This window comes from Corynebacterium lipophilum, from assembly GCF_024102595.1.
GTDB lineage: Bacteria > Actinomycetota > Actinomycetes > Mycobacteriales > Mycobacteriaceae > Corynebacterium > Corynebacterium pseudogenitalium.
Map to the genome: position 1 here is coordinate 14,417 of NZ_JAEUWV010000009.1, position 23,430 is coordinate 37,846.

Below are 23,430 nucleotides of genomic sequence, written 5' to 3' on the forward strand. Positions count from 1 at the left end.
CATTCACAACCATCCATCAAGAAAGAAAGAAGCTATGTCTTCAACATCAAACACTGCTGAGCTAACCAGCATCTCAGTTACGCCGCCAAGTTACCGGCATGACCCTTCAGCCCGCATCCGCGCCATCAATTGGAATCGGGTGAGCGATGAGAAGGATCTTGAAGTGTGGAACCGCCTCACCGCCAACTTTTGGTTGCCAGAAAAGGTTCCACTTTCAAACGATCTCCCGGCGTGGCAGAGGATGACACCGGAGGAACGCAACCTCACCATGCGGGTGTTCACGGGACTCACCACCCTGGACACCGTCCAGGCCACTGTGGGCGAAATCTGTCAGATCCAAGATGCCCGCACCGAGCACGAGGAGGCCGTGTATACCAACATCGCCTTCATGCAATCAGTCCATGCCCGTTCTTACTCTTCAGTGTTTTCTACTTTGAGCAGTACGAAAGAAATTGATGAGGCATACCGCTGGGCGGTGAATAATGACCTTCTCCAGGCACGCGCCAAAAAAGTGCTCACTCATTATTTTGGACCCGATCCACTCAAGCGCAAAGTGTCATCGACGCTGCTTTCCTCGCTGCTTCTCTACGCGGGTTTCTATCTTCCCCTGCATTTTTCCGTCCACGCCACCCTGACAAATACGGCAGACATGATTCGCCTCATTCTGCGTGACAAGGCAGTGCACGGTTACTACTCAGGCTACAAGTACCAGCGCGGACTGGAAACGTCTGCTCCACAACGGCAACAGGAGATGCATGATTTCACTATTTCCTTGCTCGAAGAGCTTTATGCCCTAGAGCTGGATTATTCCGGCGAGCTATATGAGCCGTTGGGGCTCATGGATGATGTAGCTGTATTCGTTCGCTATAACGCCAATAAGGCGCTCATGAATTTGGGCTACCCGGACTACTTCCCACCTGAAGAAACGGAAGTGAACCCGGAAATCCTCGCTGCCCTAGCACCTGGAGCAGATGAAAACCATGACTTCTTCTCCGGCTCCGGTTCCTCCTATGTCATTGGCACCGCTGAAGAAACGAGTGATGATGACTGGGATTTCTAAACCGTTTCCACGACCAGACCAAGGAAGCTGGCTTGAGACCATCGCGCTGTTTGAAGCCATCCGCGAAGGAAACCAACCAGCAGCCATGCGGCTTTTGGATACGTCCGCCGCACGGGAGGCCGTCCTCGGGGGACTGTTAGGACTCATCGAACTGTACTTCCGCCATGAAGAAGACAAAGTGGATAGCTTTCTTACTGCCGCCCACGCCGCCGGGCCACCGCCTGCCTTTGGCTGCAAGCCTTTTCTCCCTTGATCGCACGTACCTACGCCCAACTAAGAAGAAAGGACTTCCTATGACCACCCCACGCATTAGTGTTATCGTCGGCAGCCTGCGCCGCGGCTCATTTGCGCGCAAGATTGCACACGAAGTGCTCACAATGATCCCTGAAAACTACCAGGCAGACATCGTTGAAATCCGTGACTTGCCGCTCTATGACTTCGACTACGATGACCCCTCGGTCACGGACAAGCCCATTCCAGCTGAGTACACCACTTTCCGCGACACCATCAAGAACTCGAGCGGCGTCCTCTTTGTTACCCCGGAAAATAACCGTACTATCCCTGCCTGTCTCAAGAATGCAGTGGACATCGGTTCCAAGCCCAACTCGGATGTGGCTTGGAAGAACCTTCCCGCAGGTATCATCAGTCACTCTGTAGGCCGCATGGGCGGCTACAGTTCACAGAAGAACCTCCGGCTCGCCCTGTCCTACTTCGATATGCCGCTTCCTGGTCAGCCCGAGGTATTCCTTGGCCAATCCCCCACCCTCTTCGAAGACTCCGGCCATCTCAATGAAGGCACCGCAGGCTTTGTCAAAGACTACGTTATACGCTTCCTGCAGTTGGTCGACATGACATTAACAGCCAAGCACAGCTAGCGACGGCGACTAACCCTAGCCACCGCCCTCTACGAAGTACTTGAAGGCTTCTAAAGGGCCTTCTCAAAGACACAAACCCCGGATTCACACTCATCCTTGAGTTACCTGAATCTGAACCCAGGACGCTTCAAAAAACACCGCTCTAATTCTTCGATTTTCGCTGAAATAGAGCGGTTTTAGCGCTGTCGCTGGACACTGACCCTGGCGACATCCTGTTAGGGGCTTAAGGGACATTTTGTGTGTTTTTACGGTGTGTCGCGATAAGGGACATTTTGTGTGTGTTTAGCTGCGTCCAGCCCACCCTTTTCTCACGCCTAAGCTGGGGTTCCACTGATGATCAATGCCGGTTTCGAATTCTTTCGGTCCGTCGACCTCTTCCCGTTGACTTCTTCCGGTCGACCTACTCCGGTTTACCAACGCAGGTCAGCGCAAAATCGGCAAAATAGCCCCAAAACCATCCAAATCGCGCTGACCTGGGTTGGTCGATGCAATGAGGTCGACCGGAACCCCCGATACCTCTATGTGACCAGAATTGTGCACGTCAAGGGCTTTGCTCGTCCCCCTGGCTATATGCGACCGCCCAACGCACAGGCGGCTGGTTCTAGTTCCTTAGAGTCCTTGATCTCGCTGGGGTTCCTGTGCTGCCCGCAGACTCCATACCACACACCAGACGTCATTCGGTGTTGATTTCTCAAAACGGGCAAATGGAACTGTTTTGAAAACCATATCTGGTTGTTGGCCGAGGCCATCCCGGGAAACCAGATAGACATATACACACAAAATGTCGCTTACGCCCACACTCGATCTTCGAGCAATAGCGTTGGGAACCGAGACGCGGTCTCCAGCGTCTAAATATAGACAAGCATTCGCAGATGGAGTATTGCCATGATGAAAACAACCACGATTAATGAACACATTGTGTCAATGAGCAGGGCTTTTAACGGTGTGTCGCCACGGGCATGGAGCCTGATTAAGCACCGAACCAAAGAATTGCTCGTATCACATATCGCCGAGTGCGCGGCAACATGGGGAGGAGATGACAGCAAGGCGGATGCAAGCGGGTGGCAGGTCTTTGGCATTGACCAAGCAGTGCGGCTTTTGGGGCCGGAAACCCTTGGAGCGCAGTTTCAGCGATTGAACGCGTTGACAGAAGACCTTTCTAGGTACTTGTTGGCCAAGTATTACCAGGTTCCTGCGGGTGTCGACGACGAAGTGACGGATGAACAGATTGATGCTGTCAACGCTCTCCTGGGCACGGGCGATGTTAGGAGCGTTGTAGGCGAAGTCGTTGAGGAGGCGGTTCGTCGTATCCATCTTATTGAGGCAAAACACGCGTTCGAGCAATTTGAAGCAGGGCAGTCATGAGCGCACACGATATTGAGCGCACCGTGTATTCCGTGCTGCGCGGGACGTATTGCCTCAATGTTGGCTTCGACGCGCGCTCGCGGCGAGGACGCAACCCGTTCCAAGCTTGACCGGTCAAACCGAACCGGTGTGCCAGAACGAGTTGCGGTATCGACAACCCCGCTTAACTGTCCCAGTCCACCGCCCAGGGATCCTCTTCTTCCTGCTGCTCCATCAGCGCGTTGATCGGCTCCGTCAGATGTTGGTCGATTACCGTCCAGGCGGCTTCGTTCTGATCCTGCAGGAAGATTCGTTTCATCTCGTCGCTGCTGTCCGGAAGGCTCTGGATGTCCTTCGCCCATCCCGCTAATCGCTGCGCTCTCCGAGTCTGCGACAACAGATCGACCTGTTGGTTCAGCTGCCGCCAAAGTTCCTCGACAGCCTGCGGGCTGTGGTCTTTGCCCAACGTTTTCAGTGCTTCCTCCACGGTAGTCTTCATCACTGCGTCGTTCGTTTCTGCTGGTGCGATCCCTGGATTGTGCCAGCGCATCATTCCTACCAGCCTCGTTGCGTTCCCTCCCGTCGCTTCCAAGGCTTTAATCACGAGCTGTCCTACTTGGTACTGCAAAAACTGGAACATTATTCGGTACAGGGATTGATCCTTGTCCTGTTGAATGCCCGGTGTCGAGCGCAGTACGTCGATCGCTTTGCGCTCCAATTCTGTGTGCTCCTGGTTGAGTTGGGACACCATCTTGTACGCGGTCGGCTCGTTCGCGTTCTCCGGATCGGTTATCTTCAGGTACTCCACGAGCAGAAAGATCGAGTCGCTGTCGCGATCGACCATCGGAACGTCCCAATCCGATCCTCCCAGGATGTCTGGTACTGGTCGCTTCGGGTAACCGTGAAATTGAATCTGTGGTGTGGTCATCGTTACTCCCTTCTACTTTTTGGGTAATGCTATGCAGGCATGCCGACATGACGGCATGGAGTTATGCTGACGGGACGGCATATTGGCATTCTGTGTTTGAGTCAGCGCTGGTCAGAGGGGTATCTCAGCGTGTTTTCTATCGCAAAGATTTGCGACTTTTCTTTATATGGCCAGTGATTGCTTCGGCGGAGGTTTTCCGAAGAGGCTGTTATACCTGGAAGATCGTCCCGGGCCGCGTCCAAAGCGATCAGCTACCTCGCCAGATAGGGGAGCAGCCCACACGGTAGGGTGGCCACCATGATTCACTCCACGTCCGAGTCCCCGGCTGCGCACGCTTCAGCGCGTGCGGGTCACGATCCAATGATCCGGGTGCGTGATGCGCACCTGCACAACCTGAAACACATCGACGTCGACCTGCCGCGGGATACCCTCGTGGCGGTCACCGGTGTGTCGGGTTCGGGCAAGTCCAGCTTGGCGTTCGGCACCATCCATGGGGAGGCGCAGCGCCGCTACCTGGAGTCCGTCTCGCCGTTTGCGCGGCGTCTGATCGGTGGTGCGGTCAATCCGCGCGTCGGCTCGGTCGCGGGTTTGCCGCCGACAGTGGCGCTGCAGCAGTCCACCACCCTGGGTGGAGCGCGTTCCTCCGTGGGCACGATCTCGAATATGTCGAATAGTATTCGGCTGCTCTTTTCCCGCTCTGGCAGCTACCCGGATGGCATGCGTGAGCGGCTGGAATACGGCAGGCTCGACTCTGACGCTTTCTCGCCCAACACCACCGCGGGCATGTGCCCTGAGTGCCAGGGCACCGGTACCGTGCACCGGCCGACGGAAGCGTCGATGGTGCCGGATCCCAGCCTGTCTATCTGGGACGGCGCGATTGCCGCGTGGCCGGGGGCGTGGTTGGGGAAGAACTTCCGGGACATCCTGGGCACCCTCGGCTACCCGCTGGACGTCCCGTGGCGGGATATTCCGCAGGAGGACCGCGACTGGATCCTGTTTACGGACGAGCAGCCGGTGGTCACCGTCCACCCGGTGCGGGATGAGAACGCTGTGCATGGTTCCTATAAAGGTAAGTGGCGTTCGGTTGCCACGTACCTCACGGACACCCTGGCGGAGACGGAGTCGGATAAGAACCGTCGTCGGGTGCTTTCTTTCATGCATTCATCGACGTGCCCGACGTGCCAGGGCCGCGGGTTCCAGCCGGATACCTTGCAGGTCACCTACGCCGGTTACGCCATCGATGAGTTCAACGCCTTGGCGTTGAAGGACGTGCTGGCTGTCCTGGAGGATCGCCTGGAGCGCCTGGAGGGCATCGCGGAGCAGGAGTGGAACGAGCACGACGAGGCCGAAGAGCTGCTGCTGGATCAGGTGCTGCCCACGGTGCGCGCGGCGAATGAGCTGGGGCTGGGCCACTTAAGCCTCTCTCGTTCGGCACGGAGCTTGTCTGCCGGCGAGCACCAGCGCCTGCGGTTAGCATCCCAGTTGAACTCGAGCTTATTCGGCACGACCTATGTGCTGGATGAGCCCTCGGCGGGCTTGCACGTGGTGGAGCGCAAGGCTGTCTCTGAGTTGCTGCAGCGCTTCATCGACGCCGGTAATTCGGTGCTGCTGGTGGAGCACGACATGTCCCTAGTGGCCGGGTGCGATTGGATTGTGGACATCGGCCCCCGCGCAGGGGAGCGCGGCGGGGAGCTGGTGTTCTCCGGCCCGACTAGCCAGTTCCGCGCGAACGCCGATGAGCTGGGCTCGCCCACGGCGATCGCCCTGAATGCGGACTTCCCCGAGTTGACGGACACTCCGGCCGACACCGGTGCATCCATCAGCCTGCGCGGTGTGCACGCACGCGCCTTCGACGGCGCCGACGTGGACTTCCCGCTGGGAGCGCTCACCGCCGTCACGGGAGTATCTGGTTCGGGCAAGTCCACCCTGGTCATCGGGGTGCTGGCGGATGTGGTGTCCCGCTCGGCAAAGCAGGTGGTCGGCGCCGACGAGGCATCGGACGGGGATGCGGATGCTGAGCTCACGGCAGGATCCGATCCCTCTGAGGATTTCAGGGTGGACAACGTAGAGGGCGTCGATAAGATCCGCCGGTTGGTGCACATCACTCAGAAGCCGATTGGGCGCACGGTGCGTTCCACCGTGGCGACCTACACGGGGCTTTTCGATCACGTCCGCAGGCTCTTCGCCGCGACCCCAGAGGCCAAGCGGCGGGGGATGTCGGTGTCGGACTTTTCCTATAACACGACGAAGGGCCGCTGCCCGGAGTGCGATGGTGCGGGCAGCATCGAGGTCGAGCTGGTGTTCCTGCCGGGCACGTACACCACCTGCCCGGCCTGCCACGGCAAGCGCTACAAGCCGGAGATCCTTGAGGTGCAGTGGAACGGCCGCAGCATCGCGGACATTTTGGCGCTGACCGTGGACGAGGCACTGGAGGTCTTCGCCGAGGAGCCGAAGGTGCTGCGCTCTGTCGAGTTCCTGCACGCGCTCGGCCTGGGCTACCTGCGGCTGGGGCAGGGGTCCCCGGAGCTTTCGGGCGGGGAGGCGCAGCGCATCAAGCTGGCCTCCGAGATGCAGCGCGGCTCTAGCCGCAAGCACAGCCTGTACCTCCTGGACGAGCCGACGACGGGGCTGCACCCGGCGGATGTTGATCTGTTGCTCGCCCAGCTGCGCCACCTTGTCGACGACGGCGCCACAGTGGTCGTCGTCGAGCACGATCTGCGGGTGGTCGCGCAAGCCGACCACATTATCGACGTCGGCCCCGGCGCCGGAGACGAGGGTGGCCAGATCTTGGCCACCGGGACGCCGGCGAAAGTCGCCCAGCAGGGCGTGGACCCGGATTCACGTTCGGTGACAGCGCAGGTGCTGGCCGAACGGGCTGGGTTGCACTGAGGCTGAGCATTGAGCGTCTGCGATCTCGTATACAACGCGGTGATGCTTGACGCGCATACGCTTCTGGGTTTGCTTATCGAGTTTGCGTAGTTCCTTCGCAGCAGAAGATTTGAAGGTGATGCGATAAGGGGCGTTTGACATAGCGGAGCTTTACGCGAAGCCGAGTTCCTTTTTGAGGTCCTCAAACGAGATTTCCGCGCTCTCTTGCCGAGCGATTTCGGCGGCGCGGATGTCTTCCAGGTCCTCGAGAGCTTCCACAGCGCGAGCAAAGAAAGCAGGAGAGACGACAACTGCGCGAGCACGGCTGCTTCGGCTGGTGATAACGACAGGTGTGCGCTGCGCTTCCTCTAATAGCTGGCTCTGCGTTTTGCGGAACTCGCTGGATGTCACTGATTTTATTTCCATAACGTAAATGTACATCTTGTACATATCGGTTGGCAGCGATATTTCACTGGTCGTTCCGATTCGGGCTTGTGGGCAAAAAAGGCACTGTAGCGTGATTGATCTGCAAGGCTTTGCTCGAGTCGAGGTGTTTAAGGAGTGCGATGCAGGTCGCGCATTTTCACCCAGCCCGGCCGATTTTCGACGACCAGCGTCGCACTCCTTAAACACCTCGACCGGAACGGGTTGCAGTTTGCTCGAGTTTCCTCGTCAGTGTGTATCGCGTGGCAGCGTGTCGTAGGGCGACGTCTGAAGTCAGACATTCGCGTCGCGAACACGCCAACCTGGACCACGTTTGCCTGCTGGGCGCGCGGATTCGGTAAGGCGCGTGTTAGCATCTGGTGACGCGCGGGCGTATACCCTGCAGAATTTCTCACTTTGGATTTATGAAAATGGCAAAAGTCCCAGAGCATCAATTCGATTTAAAGGCCGCTGCAAACTATTTGGCGGACATCCTCAATAAGGATGTGTTGAGTGAAAGCAATTCTAGGGTTGAAGGTGTCGTGGACTTGCCGAAGTTTCATGGGGCTGCCGCTTGGATTGATACATTTTTATATCTCGTTTTGGAAGTAGAAACGTCGACCGGGAAAACCTTCGTGGGGTTTGAAACCCTCTTTCAGCCCGAGGGAACGTTCCGAGAATATTCGGTCGAGTATGAGAATGTCCATGATTTGTGGGCGTACGAAATTGCTGGCGATTTGTTTCTTCAAACACTCAGTTTTGAGGATCCGGATCGTATCACTTGGATGAGAGTTGATACGAAACGTTTCGTTCCCACAACGTGGAGCGATTTGCTGGGTTTTGCGTATGGGCTGAATCGAATATGGGTGCGTGATTAAAGTGGTACCAGTACCGGCATGAAACCTACAAGGAGCAGCCTCATGAGCACCGACGTGCACGCCAGCTATTTCCTTGCTGATTCCTACGGGCCGCGCCTGAAGAAGATTGACGAAGAGTCGCGCGCCCTGCTTACCGAATACCAGACTTTACAGCCGCCTCTCGTCTCGCCGGATATGGATGTCACGAATCTCCGTGGGGCCGCTTTCCCGCGGAGCTCAGTGGAGAGGATCCGCGATTCGGACCTCGGCGAAGAGGAGCGTCAGAACGCAATCACATACCTGTTGGGGTGCTGGTATATCGATCAGGTTGATGGCGTTTGGGACTTCGTTCCCATGCTCGTGGACAAGCCAGCCCTCTACCTCTCGTTTGGCCTCGGGGTCCGGACGGAGAACGGCTCGATGCTCATTGTCGCAGAGTCTGCACGAGAGATTATGGAAGGCGGGGATCTCGCTTTTACGGAGGCGCTCTATACATCCAGCGTGAAAGTCGAACATCGACTTGCGGAAGAGGGGTCACGTTCGGAGGAAACTAGCACCTAGATTTGCGGCTAAAAGGCGTTGTAGCTCGATTTATCTGCAGAGTTTTGCTCGTGTCGAGGTGCTTAAGGAGTGCGATGCAGGTCGCGCATTTTCGCGCAGCCCGTCCGTTTTTCGACGACCAGCGTCGCACTCCTTAAGTACCTCGACCGGAACGGGCTGGTGCTTGCTCGAGTTTCCTCGTCAGCGTTTTCGCGTGGCAACGAGTCGTAGGGGACGTCTGCAACCCGACGTGATCGGGAGACCCCTCAAGCGACACCACGACCGATAGGGAGCTAGACCCCGTCCAGGTGACACAGGGAACCGAAGATTGGACATAATGAAAGTCGTGGCGTTACCCCCAAAAAATTAGGAGAGAAACATGATCCTTGTGGTGCTCGGTGCTGTGGTCGCGCTGTTCAGCGCTTTATTCATCATGATAATTGGGTTCCTAATCCAATTCTTCCTAGACCCCTTTTCAGTGAAGCGAAAAGTGCTTTCTCCATACAGGTTCTTAGTGGTGATGGTTGTAATAGCACCTGTTTATCTCGTATATGACGTGCGAAATGTCGCGATGTGTAGGGTCATGTCTAACTATGAGGGCAGCGGGAACTTTAGCTATGCGTTCAGCGCGTACTTAATTACCGCAGTCATCATCAGTGTCCTTTGGCGCATCATTGGGTACTACTTCAGCGAAGAGCGGGAGTAGGGCGGCAAAAACGGCTTGGGCAGACCAGTTTCAGTACTAATTTTGATGAGCGGAGGACGCTGAGGCTTCGTGCCTCATGCTATGGGCGGATCCCGTGCTGGAATTCCTGGCCAGGTACCCCTTTACACGCATTCGAGCGGTTGAAATCTTGGCACAGACATAAGCGTATCGACGATTGCCCACGCACGTGTCGGACGCTTGCAGCACGCTACCGGAATGAGTTCTGTGGCAACTGCTTCGAACCTTGGCCTGGCCGCGCTACGCTCTGGTCAAACGGGCTGGGTTGGTCGTCTAAGTGTAAGGCGGGCGGCGGTGAAACAGCGGGGAAGAAGCCCCGTTTTTACCCCCCGTTAAGCATATAACTAGCGAAACTCTTACTTTCTCGCGGGCGAGCACCTAAGACTAGGCTTGCCTCGCCAAGGGCGGCCTTAGCTTTGTGGGCTAGTGCGCATTGGCGGGCCAGGTTACACACGAGAAAGTTCTACATATGTTCATCGCCGCTTTCCTTGTCGGTCTCCGCGAAGGATTGGAAGCATCCCTTATTGTCGGGATGTTGTTCGCTGCGATCCAACGCCGCACCAGCTCAAACATCGGAGAGGGCCACCTGAACACCGCCGCCCGCACCGTGTGGGTGGGAGTGGTCTTGGCAGCAGCAATCTGCACTGCGCTCGGCGCTCTGTTTACGTTCGGGCGTTACGGGTTGTCGTTCCGCGCTCAAGAAGCCATCGGTGGTTTCATGTCCCTGATTGCGGTAGCCATGATCACCGGAATGGTTCTCTCGTTAAGCAATCAGGGTGGCAAACTGCGCACCATGCTTGAGGACAAAACAGGCGTTGCGCTGACGAAAGGCAAGCAGGCGATGTTTTGGCTCGCGTTTGTCGCCGTCGCCCGTGAAGGCATCGAGCTCACACTCCTGCTGTGGGGGTGGATGACCACGCCCAGTGCTGTCATTGGTGCATTCGCCGGCATCGGCGTCGCCATCGTGATGGGCTGGTTGATCTACCGGGGTGCTCTTCGACTGGATTTGGGCGCGTTCTTCACGTGGTCGAGTGCGTTGCTTATCGTCGTCGCGGCGGGCATCCTCGCGTACGCCGTTCATGATTTGCAGGAGGCACAGTTCCTCCCTGGCCCGTTTTCCGGCGCGCCGATTGCTCCGACGCATCCGCGTACAGGCGAGGTGCTCACAGGTTTCGCCTCGTACCCATTCTGGATGGCGTCGTTCCCATTCGGTTGGGCGTTCAACCTGGACGAGTTTATTGATCCCGCAGGCATCGTCGCCACGTTGCTGCAAGCGTTTACCGGGTTTATGCCTCAAATGTCGTGGCTGCAGGTCATTGCTTGGGGCGCTTACCTTGCCATCATTGGCCCGATCTTTGTAGGACACGTGCGAGGGAAGAAGCGTATCGACGCCAAGAAACTGAATAACGAAACTTCTTCAGCACACACCGAGAACACACGAAAGGTCTCATAATGAAACGCTGTCCTGTCTTTGTCGCCACCCTTGCTCTCGCGCTCCCGCTCGCGGGATGCGTGGAAAACAGTGCCGGTGACACTATCGAAGTGCAGGCGAAAGAGGACGCCTGCACGGTCGCCGTAGACTCGGTGGAATCCGGCACCAGCACCTTCTCCATCACTAACTCCGGTGAGCGTGTCACTGAGTTCTACCTGCTGGCAGAGGACGGACTGCGCGTCATCGCCGAACGCGAGAACATCACCCCTGGCAGCACCGCAGACCTCACCGTCCAGCTTGAACCGGGTTCCTACTTCACCGCCTGCAAGCCAGGCTTGCGCGGACCGAACATCGGCCAGGCTGAATTCACTGTGACTGGTGAACCAATTCAGTACGACGAGTCCGATGAGGTGCGCTTCAACGAGGCTCGCGACAACTACGTCAACTTTGTGAAGAACGAAGTCGCAGAGCTGCTGCCAAAGGTCGAGGAGTTCGCCGCAGCATACGCCGCAGGCGACGATGCCAAGGCCAAGGATCTTTACGCCACCACCCGTGTCCACTACGAGCGCATCGAGCCGATCGCTGAGGCGCTCGGTGTTCTCGACGCTCGCATTGACTACCGCGAAGTGGACTACATTGCCGAGGCGGACCAGCTCAAGGAAGATGACCCGACCTTCACCGAATGGCTCGGGTTCCACCGTATGGAAAAGGACCTGTGGCCACCAGCTGCCGACACCAAGAACGCCGACGGCGCACCTGCCCGCGAAGGCTGGGAGCCGTCCTCCCCGGAGAAGCGCCGCGAGATCGCTGACACCCTCGTCGCTGACGTCGAGGCGCTGCACGACACCGTGCAGGCCGACGACTTCGCCGCGGAGAACGACATCACTGTGGACACCGTCTCCAACGGTGCGATGGGGCTGCTCGAAGAGGTAGCCACCACCAAGGTCACTGGTGAGGAAAACTGGTGGTCGCACAAGGATCTCTATGACTTCCAGGCCAACATCCAGGGCTCGCGCATCGCGTTCGACATGGTCAAGGGCATCGCCGCAGAGCGCGGTGAGGAAGGTGCCAAGTTGGTCAGCGAGATCGAGTCGCGCTTCGACGACATCCAAGCGCTTCTCGATCAGTACGGCAGCCTGGAGACCGGGTACGTCGACTACGACGAGGTCGACGCTGGCCAGCAGGCGAAGCTGACCCGTGCGCTGGATGCGCTGCGTGAGCCGCTGTCGAACCTGACTGGTACCGTGCTGGGACTCAACGTTGATACGGAGGCGGAGTCCTAACATGACTGGGTTTGACCGACGCACGTTTTTAACATTCGGCGGCCTGGGTGCTGCCGGTGCCGTCGCCGCTGCTTGTTCGCGGGATGAATCTCGTGAGGATGCGAGCGATAACGCCGACGGCACGAACAACCAGCTGATCATCGACTTCGCTGGCGAGCACCAAGCTGGGATTGTCAGCCCGATGCAAAACAGCCTCCACTTCGCGGCGTTCGACATGGACAAGAAGGCCTCCCGCGAGGACCTCATCGACCTCCTGCAGCGCTGGACGAATGCTGCACGGCGATTGACGCTCGGTGGTGAGGTGAGCGCGAAAGGCGCATTCGGTGGCGGTGAGGATTTCCCACCTGACGATTCTGGCGAAGCGTTTGATTTGGGACCTTCCGCTTTGACCATCACGATTGGCTTCGGCCGAAGCCTATTTCGTGACCAGTTTGGTTTAGCTGACAAGCTGCCAGATGAGTTCACCGCGATGCCGCCTATGACGAACGACTTCCTGAACCGTGAGCAGTCCGACGGCGACATCTGCATCCAGGCATGCGCGAACGACCCCCAGGTTGCCACCCACGCCATACGCAATCTGACGCGTCTGGCCGTGCCAGATGCAGTGCTGCGTTGGACACAGATTGGCTTTGGTAAGGCCGCCGTGACCACCCGTGAAGAACCGACTCCACGCAACCTCTTCGGGCAGAAAGACGGCACTAGGAACATCCGAGCAGAGGACACCGAAGCGTTGGATGAGCACGTGTGGATTCCGGCGGACTCTTCGCAGCCTTGGGCTGCGGGTGGGTCGTACCTGACAGCGCGGCGTATCGCCATGAACATTGAGGTGTGGGACACGCTTCAGTTGAAGGAGCAGGAGCGCGTCACGGGGCGTGACAAGGTCGAAGGTGCGCCGCTCACTGGCACTGATGAGTTCGACGAACCGGATTTTGCCGCCACCAATGAACGCGGCCGCCCTGTTATCGACCATGCCTCCCACGTGTTCAACGTGCACCCCGACCAGAACGATGGCATCCGCATCCTGCGCCGAGCGTTCAACTACGTTGATGGGTCGAACGAGCAGGGGCGCCTCGACGCAGGCCTGTTCTTCATTGCGTTTACACGCACCGTTGATCGGTTCGCCAAGGTACACCAGTCGATGTCGCGTGACGAGATGCTCCAGGAATATCTCAAGACCACCAAAACCGGTACATACCTCATCCCGCCAGGTGTAGGTGATACTGGCTTTGTTGGCGAGGGCATGTTCGCCTAGCACCACGCTGGAGCGCGGGACCGGGATCTTCTCGGCCCGCGCTTCTTTTCGACGATCGCCCGCTCGCATGTCGGACGCCTCCGTTAAGCTACCTGTATGAGTTCTGTGACAACTGCTCCGCGCCTTGATCGCGCCACCATGCGCCGCAACCTCGACGGCTTCAAACACCGTTGGAACGAACGCCTCGACGGGTGGCGCTCGCTCGACGAGGGCGCACTGGAACGCAAGTACGCGCAGTCGTATTGGGCGGAACTCCTCGCATGCTTCGGCATCACCGCCTCCCGCATGGACCTGTTCGAACAGGACGCGAAGCGAGCGTCGAGTGGGCAGCGCGGCTACATTGACCTCTTCTGGCCGGGCGTGGTTATCGGTGAGGCGAAGAAACCGGGCGTCGACCTGCAAGTAGCGATCGACCAAGCCCGCGACTACCTCCTCGGTGGCACCGTCAACGACGCCGAACAACCCCGCTACATCATCGCCACCGACTTCTACCGCATCCGACTCATGCGCCTCGGCGACCCAGAGACTCGATTCAACATCGAGTTCCCGCTCGAAGAAATCACGGACCACGTCGACGAACTCAAATTCCTGGCGGGCTACGAGGACAAGCTCACGCACGTTGAGCAGACCCAGGCTTCGATCGCGGCGTCGAAAATCATGGCGAACCTGTTTACCGCGATGGTCGGTGACGACGTCGACGAAGAAGTTGGCGACGCAGCCCCCACCTACATGCAAGACGAGGAGCTCGCGGTGCAGGAAACCTCCATGTTCCTCACGCGCCTGTTGTTCCTGCTGTTCGGTGATGATGCAGGGCTGTGGGAACAGGACCTGTTTTATCGTTTCATTCTTGAGCACACCAACAGTGAGAACCTCGGCACGCAGCTTGCCGGTCTGTTCGAGGTCCTCAACACTCCGGAGGAGCGCCGCCGACGCGTCCCTGACTCCATGGCCGCGTTCCCGTACGTCAATGGCGCGTTGTTTGAAACCATGATGCCGACGTAGTTCTTCACCCCGGAGATGCGCGACGCGATCCTGGTCGCCTGCCGTTTCCAGTGGACCAACATCTCCCCGGCAATTTTCGGCTCACTCTTCCAGCTTGTGAAGTCGAAGGAGGCGCGTCGCGACGACGGTGAGCACTACACGTCCGAGAAGAACATCTTGAAGACGCTCGGCCCGCTATTTCTCGACGAGCTCCGCGAAGAAGCCGACCGTCTCATCAACTCGAAGTCGACCAGTGTGAAGAAGCTTCGCGAGTTCCGCGACAGCCTGGCCACGCACGTATTCATGGACCCCGCATGTGGCTCCGGAAACTTTCTCATCGTCGCCTACCGCGAACTACGCAAGATCGAAACCGACGTCATCGTTGCGATCCGCGAACGCGAAGGCAACACCGCGATGTCACTGGATATCACGTGGGAACAGAAGCTTTCCATCGGACAGTTCTACGGCATCGAGCTGAACTGGTGGCCAGCCCGCATCGCCGAGACCGCAATGTTCCTCGTAGACCACCAGGCGAACCGTGAACTCGCCGACCGAGTAGGACTCGCACCGGAGCGCCTACCGATCAGCATCACCGCGCACATCACGCACGGTAACGCGCTCGCGGTGGACTGGCGCAACGTCCTACCAGAAACCACCGGGCAAACCTACGTGTTCGGCAATCCACCATTCATCGGGCAGTACACGAAGACCAAAGAACAAACTGCCGACATGAAACACGTGTGGGGCAAAGACTACGACGGCTACCTGGACTACGTCACCGGCTGGCACGCCCAAGCCAAAACACTACTCGCCGAACGTCAAGGTGAGTTCGCATACGTCACTACCAACTCGATCACCCAAGGCCAACCAGTCCCAGCACTATTCGGACCGTTGATTTGGGAAGGGTGGCGGATCAAGTTCGCACACCGCACATTCGCATGGGACTCCGAAGCTCCAGGTAAGGCGGCTGTGCACTGTGTCATTGTTGGATTCACTCGCGATCGCGGAGCGAAACAGCGGTTGTGGGACTATCCGGACACGCAAGGCGAAGGCGTAGAGCAACGAATTGACCGGGGAATCAACGCCTATCTGATCGATGGGCCAAACGTGCTCGTCTCTAAGCGAAGCAAACCCCTTTCTACAGAGATAGTGCCTGCGGTGTTTGGATCAAAACCTGTAGATAGTGGCAATCTCATCGTCGAAGTAAATGAGCTAGAAACTATCGAAGCGGACGCTATCGCGAAGAAATACTTGCGTCCTTTTAAAGGGTCACGCGAATTGGTCCGCGGAATCGACCGTTGGTGTCTCTGGATGGCAGACGACGACTTTAACCCGTCTGACGTAACGCGTTCGAAGCAGTTACGCGCTCGAGTAGAAGCAGTTAAGGCATTTCGCCAGAAGAGTAAGAAAGCGGCTACACGCCAGCTTGCCGCGGTTCCATATAGGTTCGCGGAAGTCCGTAAACCTACCGGTGAATACCTTTGCGTACCGTCAGTTGTGAGTGAAACGCGCCCTTTCTTTACAGCGCAGCAAGTCTCGGGCGACGTTGTTGCGAGCAACCTTGCGTTCATGGTTGATGATCCCACCGGTTTCGCGTTTGCGCTCATTTCGTCGTCGATGTTCATTACGTGGCAACGCACCGTCGGCGGGCGCTTAGAGTCTCGCCTGCGGTTTGCAAACACGCTGACCTGGAACACGTTCCCCGTCCCCGAGCTAAACGAGAAAACTCGCCAGCGGATCATCGACGCGGGCAAGAAAGTGCTGGCCGCCCGTGAGTTGCACCCGGAGCGTTCGCTGGCGGAACACTACAACCCGCTCGCGATGGACCCGGCGCTGCTCAAGGCGCACGACGCGTTGGATAAGGAAGTCGACAAGGCATTTGGGGCACCTCGCAAACTTGCGAACGAGCGTCAACGCCAAGAGTTGCTCTTCGCTAACTACGGGAAGATGACCAAATAAGCGACAGGACGAGGAAGGAGCAATCGAAAAATGCGAACGGTCCAACCGACCTTGTTCGAGCGGTAGTCTATTTCCTTTGTCGAACATAGTCGTGCCAAGCAAACGACTACGGTCGGTGTGCTCCTGGAATGGAGAATCGCGAATGCTGCAACGTTAAGTAACGCTCGGGCCAGGTCGGTTTTGCCGACGGATGATTTCGTATCAGGGCACCTCAGACAGCTCACTCTGACCTCGTCCCGAGAATTGCTAGGGCAAAAAATTGCTCTAAAGCTTTGGAGATGTATATACTCCGAGCCAAGAGATACCCTCTCCAAGCCTATGCGTTGCAAGCTCAAATGCGAGAGGGGCTTTTGCATAACAAATCAAATGGGGGCGCGACCTGATTTTCAATCGCAAAGAATTGGCTTAAGGGACATTTTGTGTGTGACTAACCGCGTTCAGCCGCCCTTTTCTCACGCTTACACTGGGGTTTCGAAGCGGACCTCCGACAGCAGTAGCTTTGTATTTGTTGGAAGAGGCCCTGTAGAGTGGGCACCGATAGATCCCTGGTTAAGCCTCTTTCCCATGAGGGAAATGCACAAATGACCGGGGCCTTTCATTATCTGTGGCGGCATGCTTCGATGCCGAAGGATTGGCTGGGCCACGAGCAGCGGATCGGACTGATTGGCCAGCGGTCATGCACATCGATGACAGCGCAGCTGCAGGTGTTTAGAATTCTGAAATGGTAGCGGCGTGGTGGGCTTAAGGGACATTTTGTGTGTAAACACGGCGTGTCGCGATAAGGGACATTTTGTGTGTGTTTAGCTCCGTCCAGCTCACCCTTTTCTCACTCCTAAGCTGGGGTTCCACTGATGGTCAATGCCGGTATCGAATTCTTTCGGCCCGTCGGCCTACTCCCGTCGACCTACTCCGGTTTACCAACGCAGGTCAGCGCAAAATCGGCAAAATAGCCCCAAAACCATCCAAATCGCGCTGACCTGGGTTGGTCGACGCAATGAGGTCGACCGGAACACCCGATACCTCGATGCGACCAGAATCGTGCACGTCAAGGGCTTTGCTCGTCCCCCTGGCTATTTGCGACCACCCAACGCACAGGCGGCTGGTTCTAGCCCCCCTAGAGCCCTCGGTCTCGCTGGGGTCCCTGCGCTACCCGCAGACTCCATACCACACACCAGACGTCATTTGGTGTTGGTTTCTCGAAACGGGCGAATGGAACTGTTTTGAAAACCATATCTGGTTGTTGTCCGAGGTCATCCCAGGAAACCAGATAGATTTATACACACAAAATGTCCCTTAAGCCGCGTGGTGAGTATCCGGTAGCGGATCACCCAGGCGCCATGTGGCCGTTATTCGCAAAGTTGCGAACGAGCGTCAGCGCCAGGAGCTGCTCTTCGCTAACTACGCGAAGATAGCCAGTGAACAAGCAGGGGACAACACCTAGCTGTCCCAGTCCACCGCCCAAGGGTCTTCCTCTTCCTGCTGGTCCATGAGTGCGTTGATGGGCTCTGTCAGGTGCTGGTCAATCACGGTCCAGGCGGCCTCGCGCTGGTCCTGTAGGAAGATCTGTTTCATCGCCTCGCTGCTGCGCGGGATGTCGGCGATGTCCTTCGCCCACCCGGCCAGGCGTAGTACCTTCTTCGTTTTCGCGAACAGGTCCGCCTCCTCGTTGAGCTCCAACCAGAGTTCCTCGACGGCCTGCGGGCTGTGGTCCCTCCCGAGCGTCTTTAGTGCTTCCTCCACGGTGGTTTTCATGACGGCGTCGACAACCCAGGCGCATTCTATAGATGGGTGGTGGTAGCGCATCATCCCGACCACCTTGTACGGGTTCTCGTCCGTGGCCTCCAGGGCTTTGGCCACGAGCTGCCCGGCTTGGTACTGGCGGAACTGGAACATCACCCGGTAAAACGCCTGGTCCTTCTCCTCCTGGATGCCTGGTGTCTCGCGAAGCCGGTCAAATACTCCCTTTTCCATTGCGCGGTGTTCGTCCTTAAGCTCGCGGAGCATTGTGTAGGCCGTCGGCTCGTTCGCGTTCTCCGGGTCGGTGATTTTCAGGTACTCCACGAGGAAAAAGATAGAGTCGCTATCTCGGTCGGTCATCGGGAGGTCCCAGTCGGAGCCGCCGAAAATATCGGGGACGGGGCGTTTCGGGTAGCCGTGGAACCGCGCTGTGGGCGTTGTCATGATTGGACTCCTTCGGTGTTGTTGGTGTTGCTGCAATGTACCGAACGAGTTCGACACGTCGGTGGGCAAGCTCGCTCACAGTCGCAGATACGTTCGAGTTCAGAATCGCTCCCGGACGCCACAAACAACGCATATCCTTGCTCCTACTGAAATCATCGGCCCGATACGGAGGAGGTCCGCCCGTGTTCGTAGACGTGCTCACCTGGGCAACGGTGATGGCGATTCCGGGGCCGGACATTGTGGCGATCGGCACGCAGACGTCACGCTACGGGCAGCGGGCGGGGTTTTGGACTGCGCTCGGGGCGATGCTTGGAGTGGCAACGTGGTCGATACTCGCGCTGCTCGGGATTGAGGCGATCCTGCACGTCGTGCCCGCGCTGTCGGTGGTACTGCCGCTGGCGGGGTCAGTGGCGCTGATGCTGCTCGGCGCGTTTGGTCTGTGGGGGAGCGTGAGGCGGGCGAAGGGGGCGTCGAAAAGTACTGAAGAGCAAGAAGTGGCGAGCGTGGCTGCGCGCACGGCGGGTGCCTCGGTGCGGCTGGGATACGTCACCAACATCTCGAACCCGAAGGCGCTGGTGTTCTTCACCTCCTTCTTCACCCCGTTGATGAGCCGCTACGATGGGCTGGCGGAAAAGCTCAGCATGCTGGGGCTGCTGCTGGGGGTGACGCTGCTGGTGTTTAGTGCGATGTCCGTGCTGATTCAGGTGGCGGCGCGGACGCAGCTGCGCAACATCCCGGGCCTGCAGTACCTGCCGGGGATCATTTTCCTGGGCATCGGGCTGTTCTACTTCGTGGAAACGCTGGCGAATTAGCGCAGAAAATGTGACTTATGTCGCAAAAATTTGGTGGATTTTTTCCTGCGACGCTTTTGCAATGAGGGAAAACTAACAGGGGTCCAGTCAATATAGTGCTCGCCACGGAAGGGGCGCCACGAAGAAAGGATTCACATGTCTATCGATCAGCAGATCTCTGACTATTACGGCAAATTGCAGATGAGGAACGCGGGGGAGCCGGAGTTCCACCAGGCGCTCGCGGAAGTGCTTGACTCCCTCAAGATCGTCCTCAATAAGGATCCTCACTACGCTGACTACGGACTCATCGAGCGTCTTTGCGAGCCAGAGCGCCAGCTTGTGTTCCGCGTCCCATGGGTCGATGACAACGGGCAAATCCAGGTCAACCGCGGCTTCCGCGTACAGTTCAACTCCGCGCTCGGTCCATACAAGGGCGGGCTGCGGTTCCACCCGAGCGTGAACCTGGGCATTATCAAGTTCCTGGGCTTCGAGCAGATCTTCAAGAACTCCCTGACCGGCCTGCCAATCGGCGGCGCGAAGGGTGGCTCCGACTTCGATCCGAAGGGCAAGTCCGACGCCGAGATCATGCGCTTCTGCCAGTCCTTCATGACGGAGCTGCACACCCACATCGGCGAATACCGCGACGTGCCAGCCGGTGACATCGGCGTTGGCGCCCGCGAGATCGGCTACCTCTTTGGCCAGTACCGCCGCCTGGAAAACAGCCACGAGTCCGGCGTGATCACCGGCAAGGGCCTGAAGTGGGGCGGCTCCCTCGTTCGCACCGAGGCAACCGGCTACGGCCTGGTCTACCTCGCCTCCGAGATGATGCAGACGCATGGCGAGACCTTCGAGGGCTCCAAGGTTATCGTGTCCGGCTCCGGCAACGTGGCTATCTACGCTGCTGAGAAGGTGCAGCAGCTCGGTGGCGTGGTGGTTGCCATGTCGGACTCCTCCGGCTACGTCACCACCCCGAACGGTGTGGACATCGAACTGCTCAAGGACGTCAAGGAAGTGCGCCGTGGGCGTATCTCCACCTACGCGGCTGAGGCCGGGGAGGGCGTCGAGTACCACCGGGACGGCAACGTGTGGGAGGTCCAGGCGGATGTTGCCCTGCCGTGCGCCACCCAGAACGAGCTCGATGGTGACGACGCCAAACTCCTCGTGGACAACGGTGTGCGCTACGTCGCCGAGGGCGCAAACATGCCGTGCACCCCTGCGGCTGCCCACTACTTCCAGCAGAAGGGGATCGCGTTCGCGCCGGGCAAGGCGGCCAACGCCGGTGGCGTGGCCACCTCCGCGCTGGAGATGCAGCAGAACGCCTCGCGGGACTCCTGGTCCTTCGAGTACACCGACCAGCGCCTGCACGAAATCATGTCGAACATCTTCAAGACGGTCGATTCGACCGCCAAGGAGTACGACATGGAGGGCGACTACGTTGCCGGCGCGAACATCGCGGGCTTCAAGAAGGTCGCTGACGCGATGCTGGCGCAGGGCGTCATCTAACCTGCATGATTATGTCCTAGTGGCATAAAATACGCGTTCACTGCCCACTGCCGATTCCGTTTCGGTAGTGGGCAGACGTGTTTCCGAGGGTAGGAAGAAAGAAGTTTTCCTGAATAACATACACCGGGCCGCATAGCTGTTACACTGCCGTGTATGTCAGAGCAAAAAGTGTTGAAAGTAGCAGTCGCGGGCGCTACCGGGTACGCCGGCGGCGAGATCCTCCGCCTGCTGCTCGGCCACCCGGCATACCTCGCGGGCGAGCTCGAGATCGGTGCGCTCACCGGAGCCTCCAACGCGGGCGCCTCGGTAGCGGAGCTCATGCCACACCTGCCCGAGCTCGCCGACCGCGTCATCGAACCCACCACGGTAGAGGTGCTCGCGGGCCACGACGTCGTCTTCCTCGGCTTGCCGCACGGGCACTCCGCGAAGATCGGCGCGACGCTGCCGCCAGAGGTCACGGTCATCGACTGTGCTGCGGACTTCCGCCTGCGCAGCGCCGATGCCTGGCAGCACTACTACGGCTCCGAGCACGCCGGGTCCTGGCCGTACGGCCTGCCGGAGCTGCCCGGCCACCGCGAGCAGATTGCGGCTGCCACGCGGATCGCGGTGCCAGGATGCTTCCCTACGGGCGCGACCCTCGTGGCATGGCCCGCGGTGGCATCCGGCCTGGTTGCACCGGACCTGACTATCGTCTCCGTCACCGGCGTGTCCGGCGCAGGCAAGAAGGCGAGCGTTGCCATGCTGGGCGCGGAAACGATGGGTTCGCTGAAGGCCTACAGCGCTGGCGGCACCCACCGGCACACCCCGGAGATCCAGCAGAACCTGCAGGAAGTAGCGCAGTCTCCGGTCGGCATCAGCTTCACGCCGGTGCTCGCGCCGCTGCCGCGCGGCATCCTCACCACCGTGGTGGCGCCGCTTACCCGGGGCGTGGACGCTGCGACTGCCCGCGCGGCCTACGAAGCCGCCTACGCGGGCGAAGCGTTCGTCACCCTGCTCCCGGCAGGGCAGCAGCCGCAGACGCAGCACGTGGTTGGCTCAAACATGTGCCACGTGCAAGTGGAAGTGGATGAGGCGGCCAAGAAGCTGGTAGTCACCAGCGCCATCGATAACCTCACCAAAGGCACCGGCGGCGGTGCCGTGCAGTGCATGAACCTCGCACTCGGGCTCGAAGAGACCGCGGGACTCTCGCGAGCCGGGGTGGCCCCGTAACCGCCAGCCCTATTCCACCTCCACTTCTTCTCGTACAGGACCGTAAAGGACATTTCATCATGAGCACTACTGGTGTTACCGCCCCCAAAGGATTCAGCGCCGCCGCAACCTCGGCCGGCATCAAGACATCCGGCAAGCCGGACATGGCCGTCGTGGTCAACGAAGGGCCCAAGCAAGCGGCCGCAGCCGTATTTACCCGCAACAAGGTGTTCGCAGCCCCGGTCAAGGTCAGCCGCGAGGTAATCAAAGGCGGCGCGCTCCAAGCCGTCGTGTTTAACTCCGGCAACGCCAACGCCTGCACCGGCGCGCAGGGCGTGGAAGACGCCAAGGCAATGCAGCAGCTGACCGCCGCAGGCATCGGGGCGGACGCCTCGCACATCGCGGTGTGCTCCACAGGCATCATCGGTGACGTGCTGCCGATGGACAAGGTAGAAAGCGGTATCGGGGTCGTCGTGAAGCAACTCGGCGACCATGGCGCGGACGCCGCCGTCGCAATCAAAACCACGGATACGGTCGCGAAAGAGGTCGTCGTCGAAGGCGACGGTTGGACGCTCGGCGGAATGGGCAAAGGCGCGGGCATGATGGCGCCCTCGCTTGCCACGATGCTCGTGTGCATCACCACCGACGCCGACGTGACAAGCCAGGCGCTGCAGACCGCGCTCGAGAGCGCCGTCGCCACCACCTTCAACACCCTCGATATCGACGGCTCCACCTCCACCAACGACACCGTCATCGCCATGGCCAGCGGCGCAAGCGGCGCCACGCCGACACAAGAGGAACTCGACGCCGCGATGCAGGACGCCTGCTCACAGCTCGCCGCCATGATGCAATCCGACGCCGAAGGCGTAACCAAACGCGTGGCCATCACCGTCGAAGGCGCAACCGACGACGCCCAAGCACTCAACGCAGCACGGGCCATCGGGCGCGACAACCTGGTCAAGACCGCAATGTTCGGCTCCGACCCGAACTGGGGCCGCGTACTCGCCGCCGTCGGCATGGCAGACGCCGAGATGGACGCCGAAAACATCTCAGTCACCTTCAACGGGCACACCGTGTGCGAGCAGTCCGCCGGCGCGCCGGGCGCGCGCGACGTGGACTTAAGCGGTGCGGACATCGAGGTCGTCGTCAACCTCGGCACCGGCGGGCAGGGCAGCGCCACCGTGCGCACCACCGACCTGTCGCACGCCTACGTCGAAATCAACTCCGCATACAGCAGCTAG

The 23,430-nt window shown here is 58.9% G+C and carries 19 protein-coding genes and 1 pseudogene; 17 read left to right on the forward strand and 3 right to left on the reverse strand.

All coding sequences use genetic code 11. From position 1 onward, the window contains the following. The first annotated feature begins 34 nt into the window (after positions 1–34). The 4 genes from nrdF to JMN37_RS07060 all read left to right on the forward strand — a co-directional run bounded on the left by nrdF (position 35) and on the right by JMN37_RS07060 (position 3,300). A complete protein-coding gene (nrdF, locus tag JMN37_RS07045) occupies positions 35–1,060 on the forward strand; it encodes a class 1b ribonucleoside-diphosphate reductase subunit beta (protein ID WP_034666259.1) in 1,026 nt (341 codons plus the stop codon). After that, positions 1,041–1,313: a hypothetical protein gene (locus tag JMN37_RS07050; RefSeq protein ID WP_252931463.1), complete on the forward strand. Its 273-nt coding sequence runs from the start codon at positions 1,041–1,043 to the stop codon at positions 1,311–1,313. The genes nrdF and JMN37_RS07050 overlap by 20 nt, the downstream gene beginning before the upstream one ends. Before the next feature lie 40 nt (positions 1,314–1,353). Further along, positions 1,354–1,935, forward strand: a complete 582-nt coding sequence (locus JMN37_RS07055; protein WP_022862715.1) for an NADPH-dependent FMN reductase — start codon at positions 1,354–1,356, stop codon at positions 1,933–1,935. Between the two features lie 885 nt (positions 1,936–2,820). Then, positions 2,821–3,300 carry a hypothetical protein gene (locus tag JMN37_RS07060; RefSeq protein ID WP_071572895.1) on the forward strand — a complete coding sequence of 160 codons (480 nt, stop codon included), beginning with the start codon at positions 2,821–2,823 and terminating at the stop codon, positions 3,298–3,300. A 163-nt stretch (positions 3,301–3,463) separates the two neighbouring features. Here JMN37_RS07060 and JMN37_RS07065 read toward each other — a convergent pair whose 3' ends face one another. Then, entirely contained in the window at positions 3,464–4,207 is a 744-nt protein-coding gene (locus tag JMN37_RS07065; protein WP_252931464.1) for a hypothetical protein, read from the reverse strand. A 297-nt stretch (positions 4,208–4,504) separates the two neighbouring features. On the opposite strand from JMN37_RS07065, the gene JMN37_RS07070 reads away from it, so the two are divergent. Further along, positions 4,505–7,096 (forward strand): excinuclease ABC subunit UvrA, encoded by a 2,592-nt coding sequence (locus JMN37_RS07070; RefSeq protein WP_252931465.1) that lies wholly within the window; start codon positions 4,505–4,507, stop codon positions 7,094–7,096. Between the two features lie 150 nt (positions 7,097–7,246). On the opposite strand, the gene JMN37_RS07075 is transcribed toward JMN37_RS07070, so the two are convergent. Continuing rightward, a complete protein-coding gene (locus JMN37_RS07075) occupies positions 7,247–7,501 on the reverse strand; it encodes a type II toxin-antitoxin system prevent-host-death family antitoxin (protein ID WP_252931466.1) in 255 nt (84 codons plus the stop codon). 135 nt (positions 7,502–7,636) lie between these two features. Between JMN37_RS07075 and JMN37_RS11450 the strand changes: the two genes are divergently transcribed. The 8 genes and pseudogenes from JMN37_RS11450 to JMN37_RS07110 all read left to right on the forward strand — a co-directional run bounded on the left by JMN37_RS11450 (position 7,637) and on the right by JMN37_RS07110 (position 16,526). After that, positions 7,637–7,882 (forward strand): type IIL restriction-modification enzyme MmeI, encoded by a 246-nt coding sequence (locus JMN37_RS11450; protein ID WP_369822199.1) that lies wholly within the window; start codon positions 7,637–7,639, stop codon positions 7,880–7,882. A 41-nt stretch (positions 7,883–7,923) separates the two neighbouring features. Continuing rightward, the gene (locus JMN37_RS07080; protein ID WP_071572946.1) at positions 7,924–8,376 is read left to right on the forward strand and encodes a hypothetical protein; all 453 of its coding nucleotides are present in this window, start codon (positions 7,924–7,926) and stop codon (positions 8,374–8,376) included. Positions 8,377–8,418: 42 nt separating this feature from the next. Then, positions 8,419–8,916 (forward strand): hypothetical protein, encoded by a 498-nt coding sequence (locus tag JMN37_RS07085; RefSeq protein ID WP_252931467.1) that lies wholly within the window; start codon positions 8,419–8,421, stop codon positions 8,914–8,916. Positions 8,917–9,274: 358 nt separating this feature from the next. Then, the gene (locus tag JMN37_RS07090; protein ID WP_071572899.1) at positions 9,275–9,601 is read left to right on the forward strand and encodes a hypothetical protein; all 327 of its coding nucleotides are present in this window, start codon (positions 9,275–9,277) and stop codon (positions 9,599–9,601) included. 487 nt (positions 9,602–10,088) lie between these two features. Further along, on the forward strand, positions 10,089–11,072 hold the full coding sequence (locus JMN37_RS07095) for an FTR1 family iron permease (RefSeq protein WP_071572900.1): 984 nt from the start codon (positions 10,089–10,091) through the stop codon (positions 11,070–11,072). Beyond that, on the forward strand, positions 11,072–12,334 hold the full coding sequence (gene efeO / locus JMN37_RS07100; protein WP_071572901.1) for an iron uptake system protein EfeO: 1,263 nt from the start codon (positions 11,072–11,074) through the stop codon (positions 12,332–12,334). Before JMN37_RS07095 ends, efeO begins: the two co-directional genes overlap by 1 nt. A gap of 1 nt (position 12,335) precedes the next feature. Further along, positions 12,336–13,586, forward strand: coding sequence for an iron uptake transporter deferrochelatase/peroxidase subunit (gene efeB / locus JMN37_RS07105; protein ID WP_071572902.1), 1,251 nt, complete (start codon positions 12,336–12,338; stop codon positions 13,584–13,586). Positions 13,587–13,682: 96 nt separating this feature from the next. Then, a pseudogene (locus tag JMN37_RS07110) lies at positions 13,683–16,526 on the forward strand (DNA methyltransferase). A gap of 1,437 nt (positions 16,527–17,963) precedes the next feature. Here JMN37_RS07110 and JMN37_RS07115 read toward each other — a convergent pair. Then, complete coding sequence (locus JMN37_RS07115) at positions 17,964–18,707, reverse strand: hypothetical protein (protein ID WP_071572904.1); 744 nt, start codon at positions 18,705–18,707, stop codon at positions 17,964–17,966. A gap of 182 nt (positions 18,708–18,889) precedes the next feature. Here JMN37_RS07115 and JMN37_RS07120 point away from each other — a divergent pair, with 182 nt between their 5' ends. The 4 genes from JMN37_RS07120 (at position 18,890) to argJ (ending at position 23,430) form a co-directional block, all read left to right on the forward strand. Next, entirely contained in the window at positions 18,890–19,519 is a 630-nt protein-coding gene (locus JMN37_RS07120) for a LysE family translocator (protein WP_071572905.1), read from the forward strand. A 135-nt stretch (positions 19,520–19,654) separates the two neighbouring features. Next, positions 19,655–21,001, forward strand: a complete 1,347-nt coding sequence (gdhA, locus tag JMN37_RS07125; protein ID WP_071572906.1) for an NADP-specific glutamate dehydrogenase — start codon at positions 19,655–19,657, stop codon at positions 20,999–21,001. 153 nt (positions 21,002–21,154) lie between these two features. Continuing rightward, positions 21,155–22,210, forward strand: coding sequence for an N-acetyl-gamma-glutamyl-phosphate reductase (argC, locus tag JMN37_RS07130; protein ID WP_252931468.1), 1,056 nt, complete (start codon positions 21,155–21,157; stop codon positions 22,208–22,210). Between the two features lie 59 nt (positions 22,211–22,269). Continuing rightward, positions 22,270–23,430, forward strand: coding sequence for a bifunctional glutamate N-acetyltransferase/amino-acid acetyltransferase ArgJ (gene argJ / locus JMN37_RS07135; protein ID WP_252931469.1), 1,161 nt, complete (start codon positions 22,270–22,272; stop codon positions 23,428–23,430).

Bases quoted from the DNA above. Each gene is read 5' to 3' on its own strand.
- nrdF (WP_034666259.1), top strand. From the start codon at position 35: ATGTCTTCAACATCAAACACTGCTGAGCTAACCAGCATCTCAGTTACG.
- JMN37_RS07050 (WP_252931463.1), top strand. From the start codon at position 1,041: ATGATGACTGGGATTTCTAAACCGTTTCCACGACCAGACCAAGGAAGC.
- JMN37_RS07055 (WP_022862715.1), top strand. From the start codon at position 1,354: ATGACCACCCCACGCATTAGTGTTATCGTCGGCAGCCTGCGCCGCGGC.
- JMN37_RS07060 (WP_071572895.1), top strand. From the start codon at position 2,821: ATGATGAAAACAACCACGATTAATGAACACATTGTGTCAATGAGCAGG.
- JMN37_RS07065 (WP_252931464.1), bottom strand. From the start codon at position 4,207: ATGACCACACCACAGATTCAATTTCACGGTTACCCGAAGCGACCAGTA.
- JMN37_RS07070 (WP_252931465.1), top strand. From the start codon at position 4,505: ATGATTCACTCCACGTCCGAGTCCCCGGCTGCGCACGCTTCAGCGCGT.
- JMN37_RS07075 (WP_252931466.1), bottom strand. From the start codon at position 7,501: ATGGAAATAAAATCAGTGACATCCAGCGAGTTCCGCAAAACGCAGAGC.
- JMN37_RS07080 (WP_071572946.1), top strand. From the start codon at position 7,924: ATGAAAATGGCAAAAGTCCCAGAGCATCAATTCGATTTAAAGGCCGCT.
- JMN37_RS07085 (WP_252931467.1), top strand. From the start codon at position 8,419: ATGAGCACCGACGTGCACGCCAGCTATTTCCTTGCTGATTCCTACGGG.
- JMN37_RS07090 (WP_071572899.1), top strand. From the start codon at position 9,275: ATGATCCTTGTGGTGCTCGGTGCTGTGGTCGCGCTGTTCAGCGCTTTA.
- JMN37_RS07095 (WP_071572900.1), top strand. From the start codon at position 10,089: ATGTTCATCGCCGCTTTCCTTGTCGGTCTCCGCGAAGGATTGGAAGCA.
- efeO (WP_071572901.1), top strand. From the start codon at position 11,072: ATGAAACGCTGTCCTGTCTTTGTCGCCACCCTTGCTCTCGCGCTCCCG.
- efeB (WP_071572902.1), top strand. From the start codon at position 12,336: ATGACTGGGTTTGACCGACGCACGTTTTTAACATTCGGCGGCCTGGGT.
- JMN37_RS07115 (WP_071572904.1), bottom strand. From the start codon at position 18,707: ATGACAACGCCCACAGCGCGGTTCCACGGCTACCCGAAACGCCCCGTC.
- gdhA (WP_071572906.1), top strand. From the start codon at position 19,655: ATGTCTATCGATCAGCAGATCTCTGACTATTACGGCAAATTGCAGATG.
- argC (WP_252931468.1), top strand. From the start codon at position 21,155: ATGTCAGAGCAAAAAGTGTTGAAAGTAGCAGTCGCGGGCGCTACCGGG.
- argJ (WP_252931469.1), top strand. From the start codon at position 22,270: ATGAGCACTACTGGTGTTACCGCCCCCAAAGGATTCAGCGCCGCCGCA.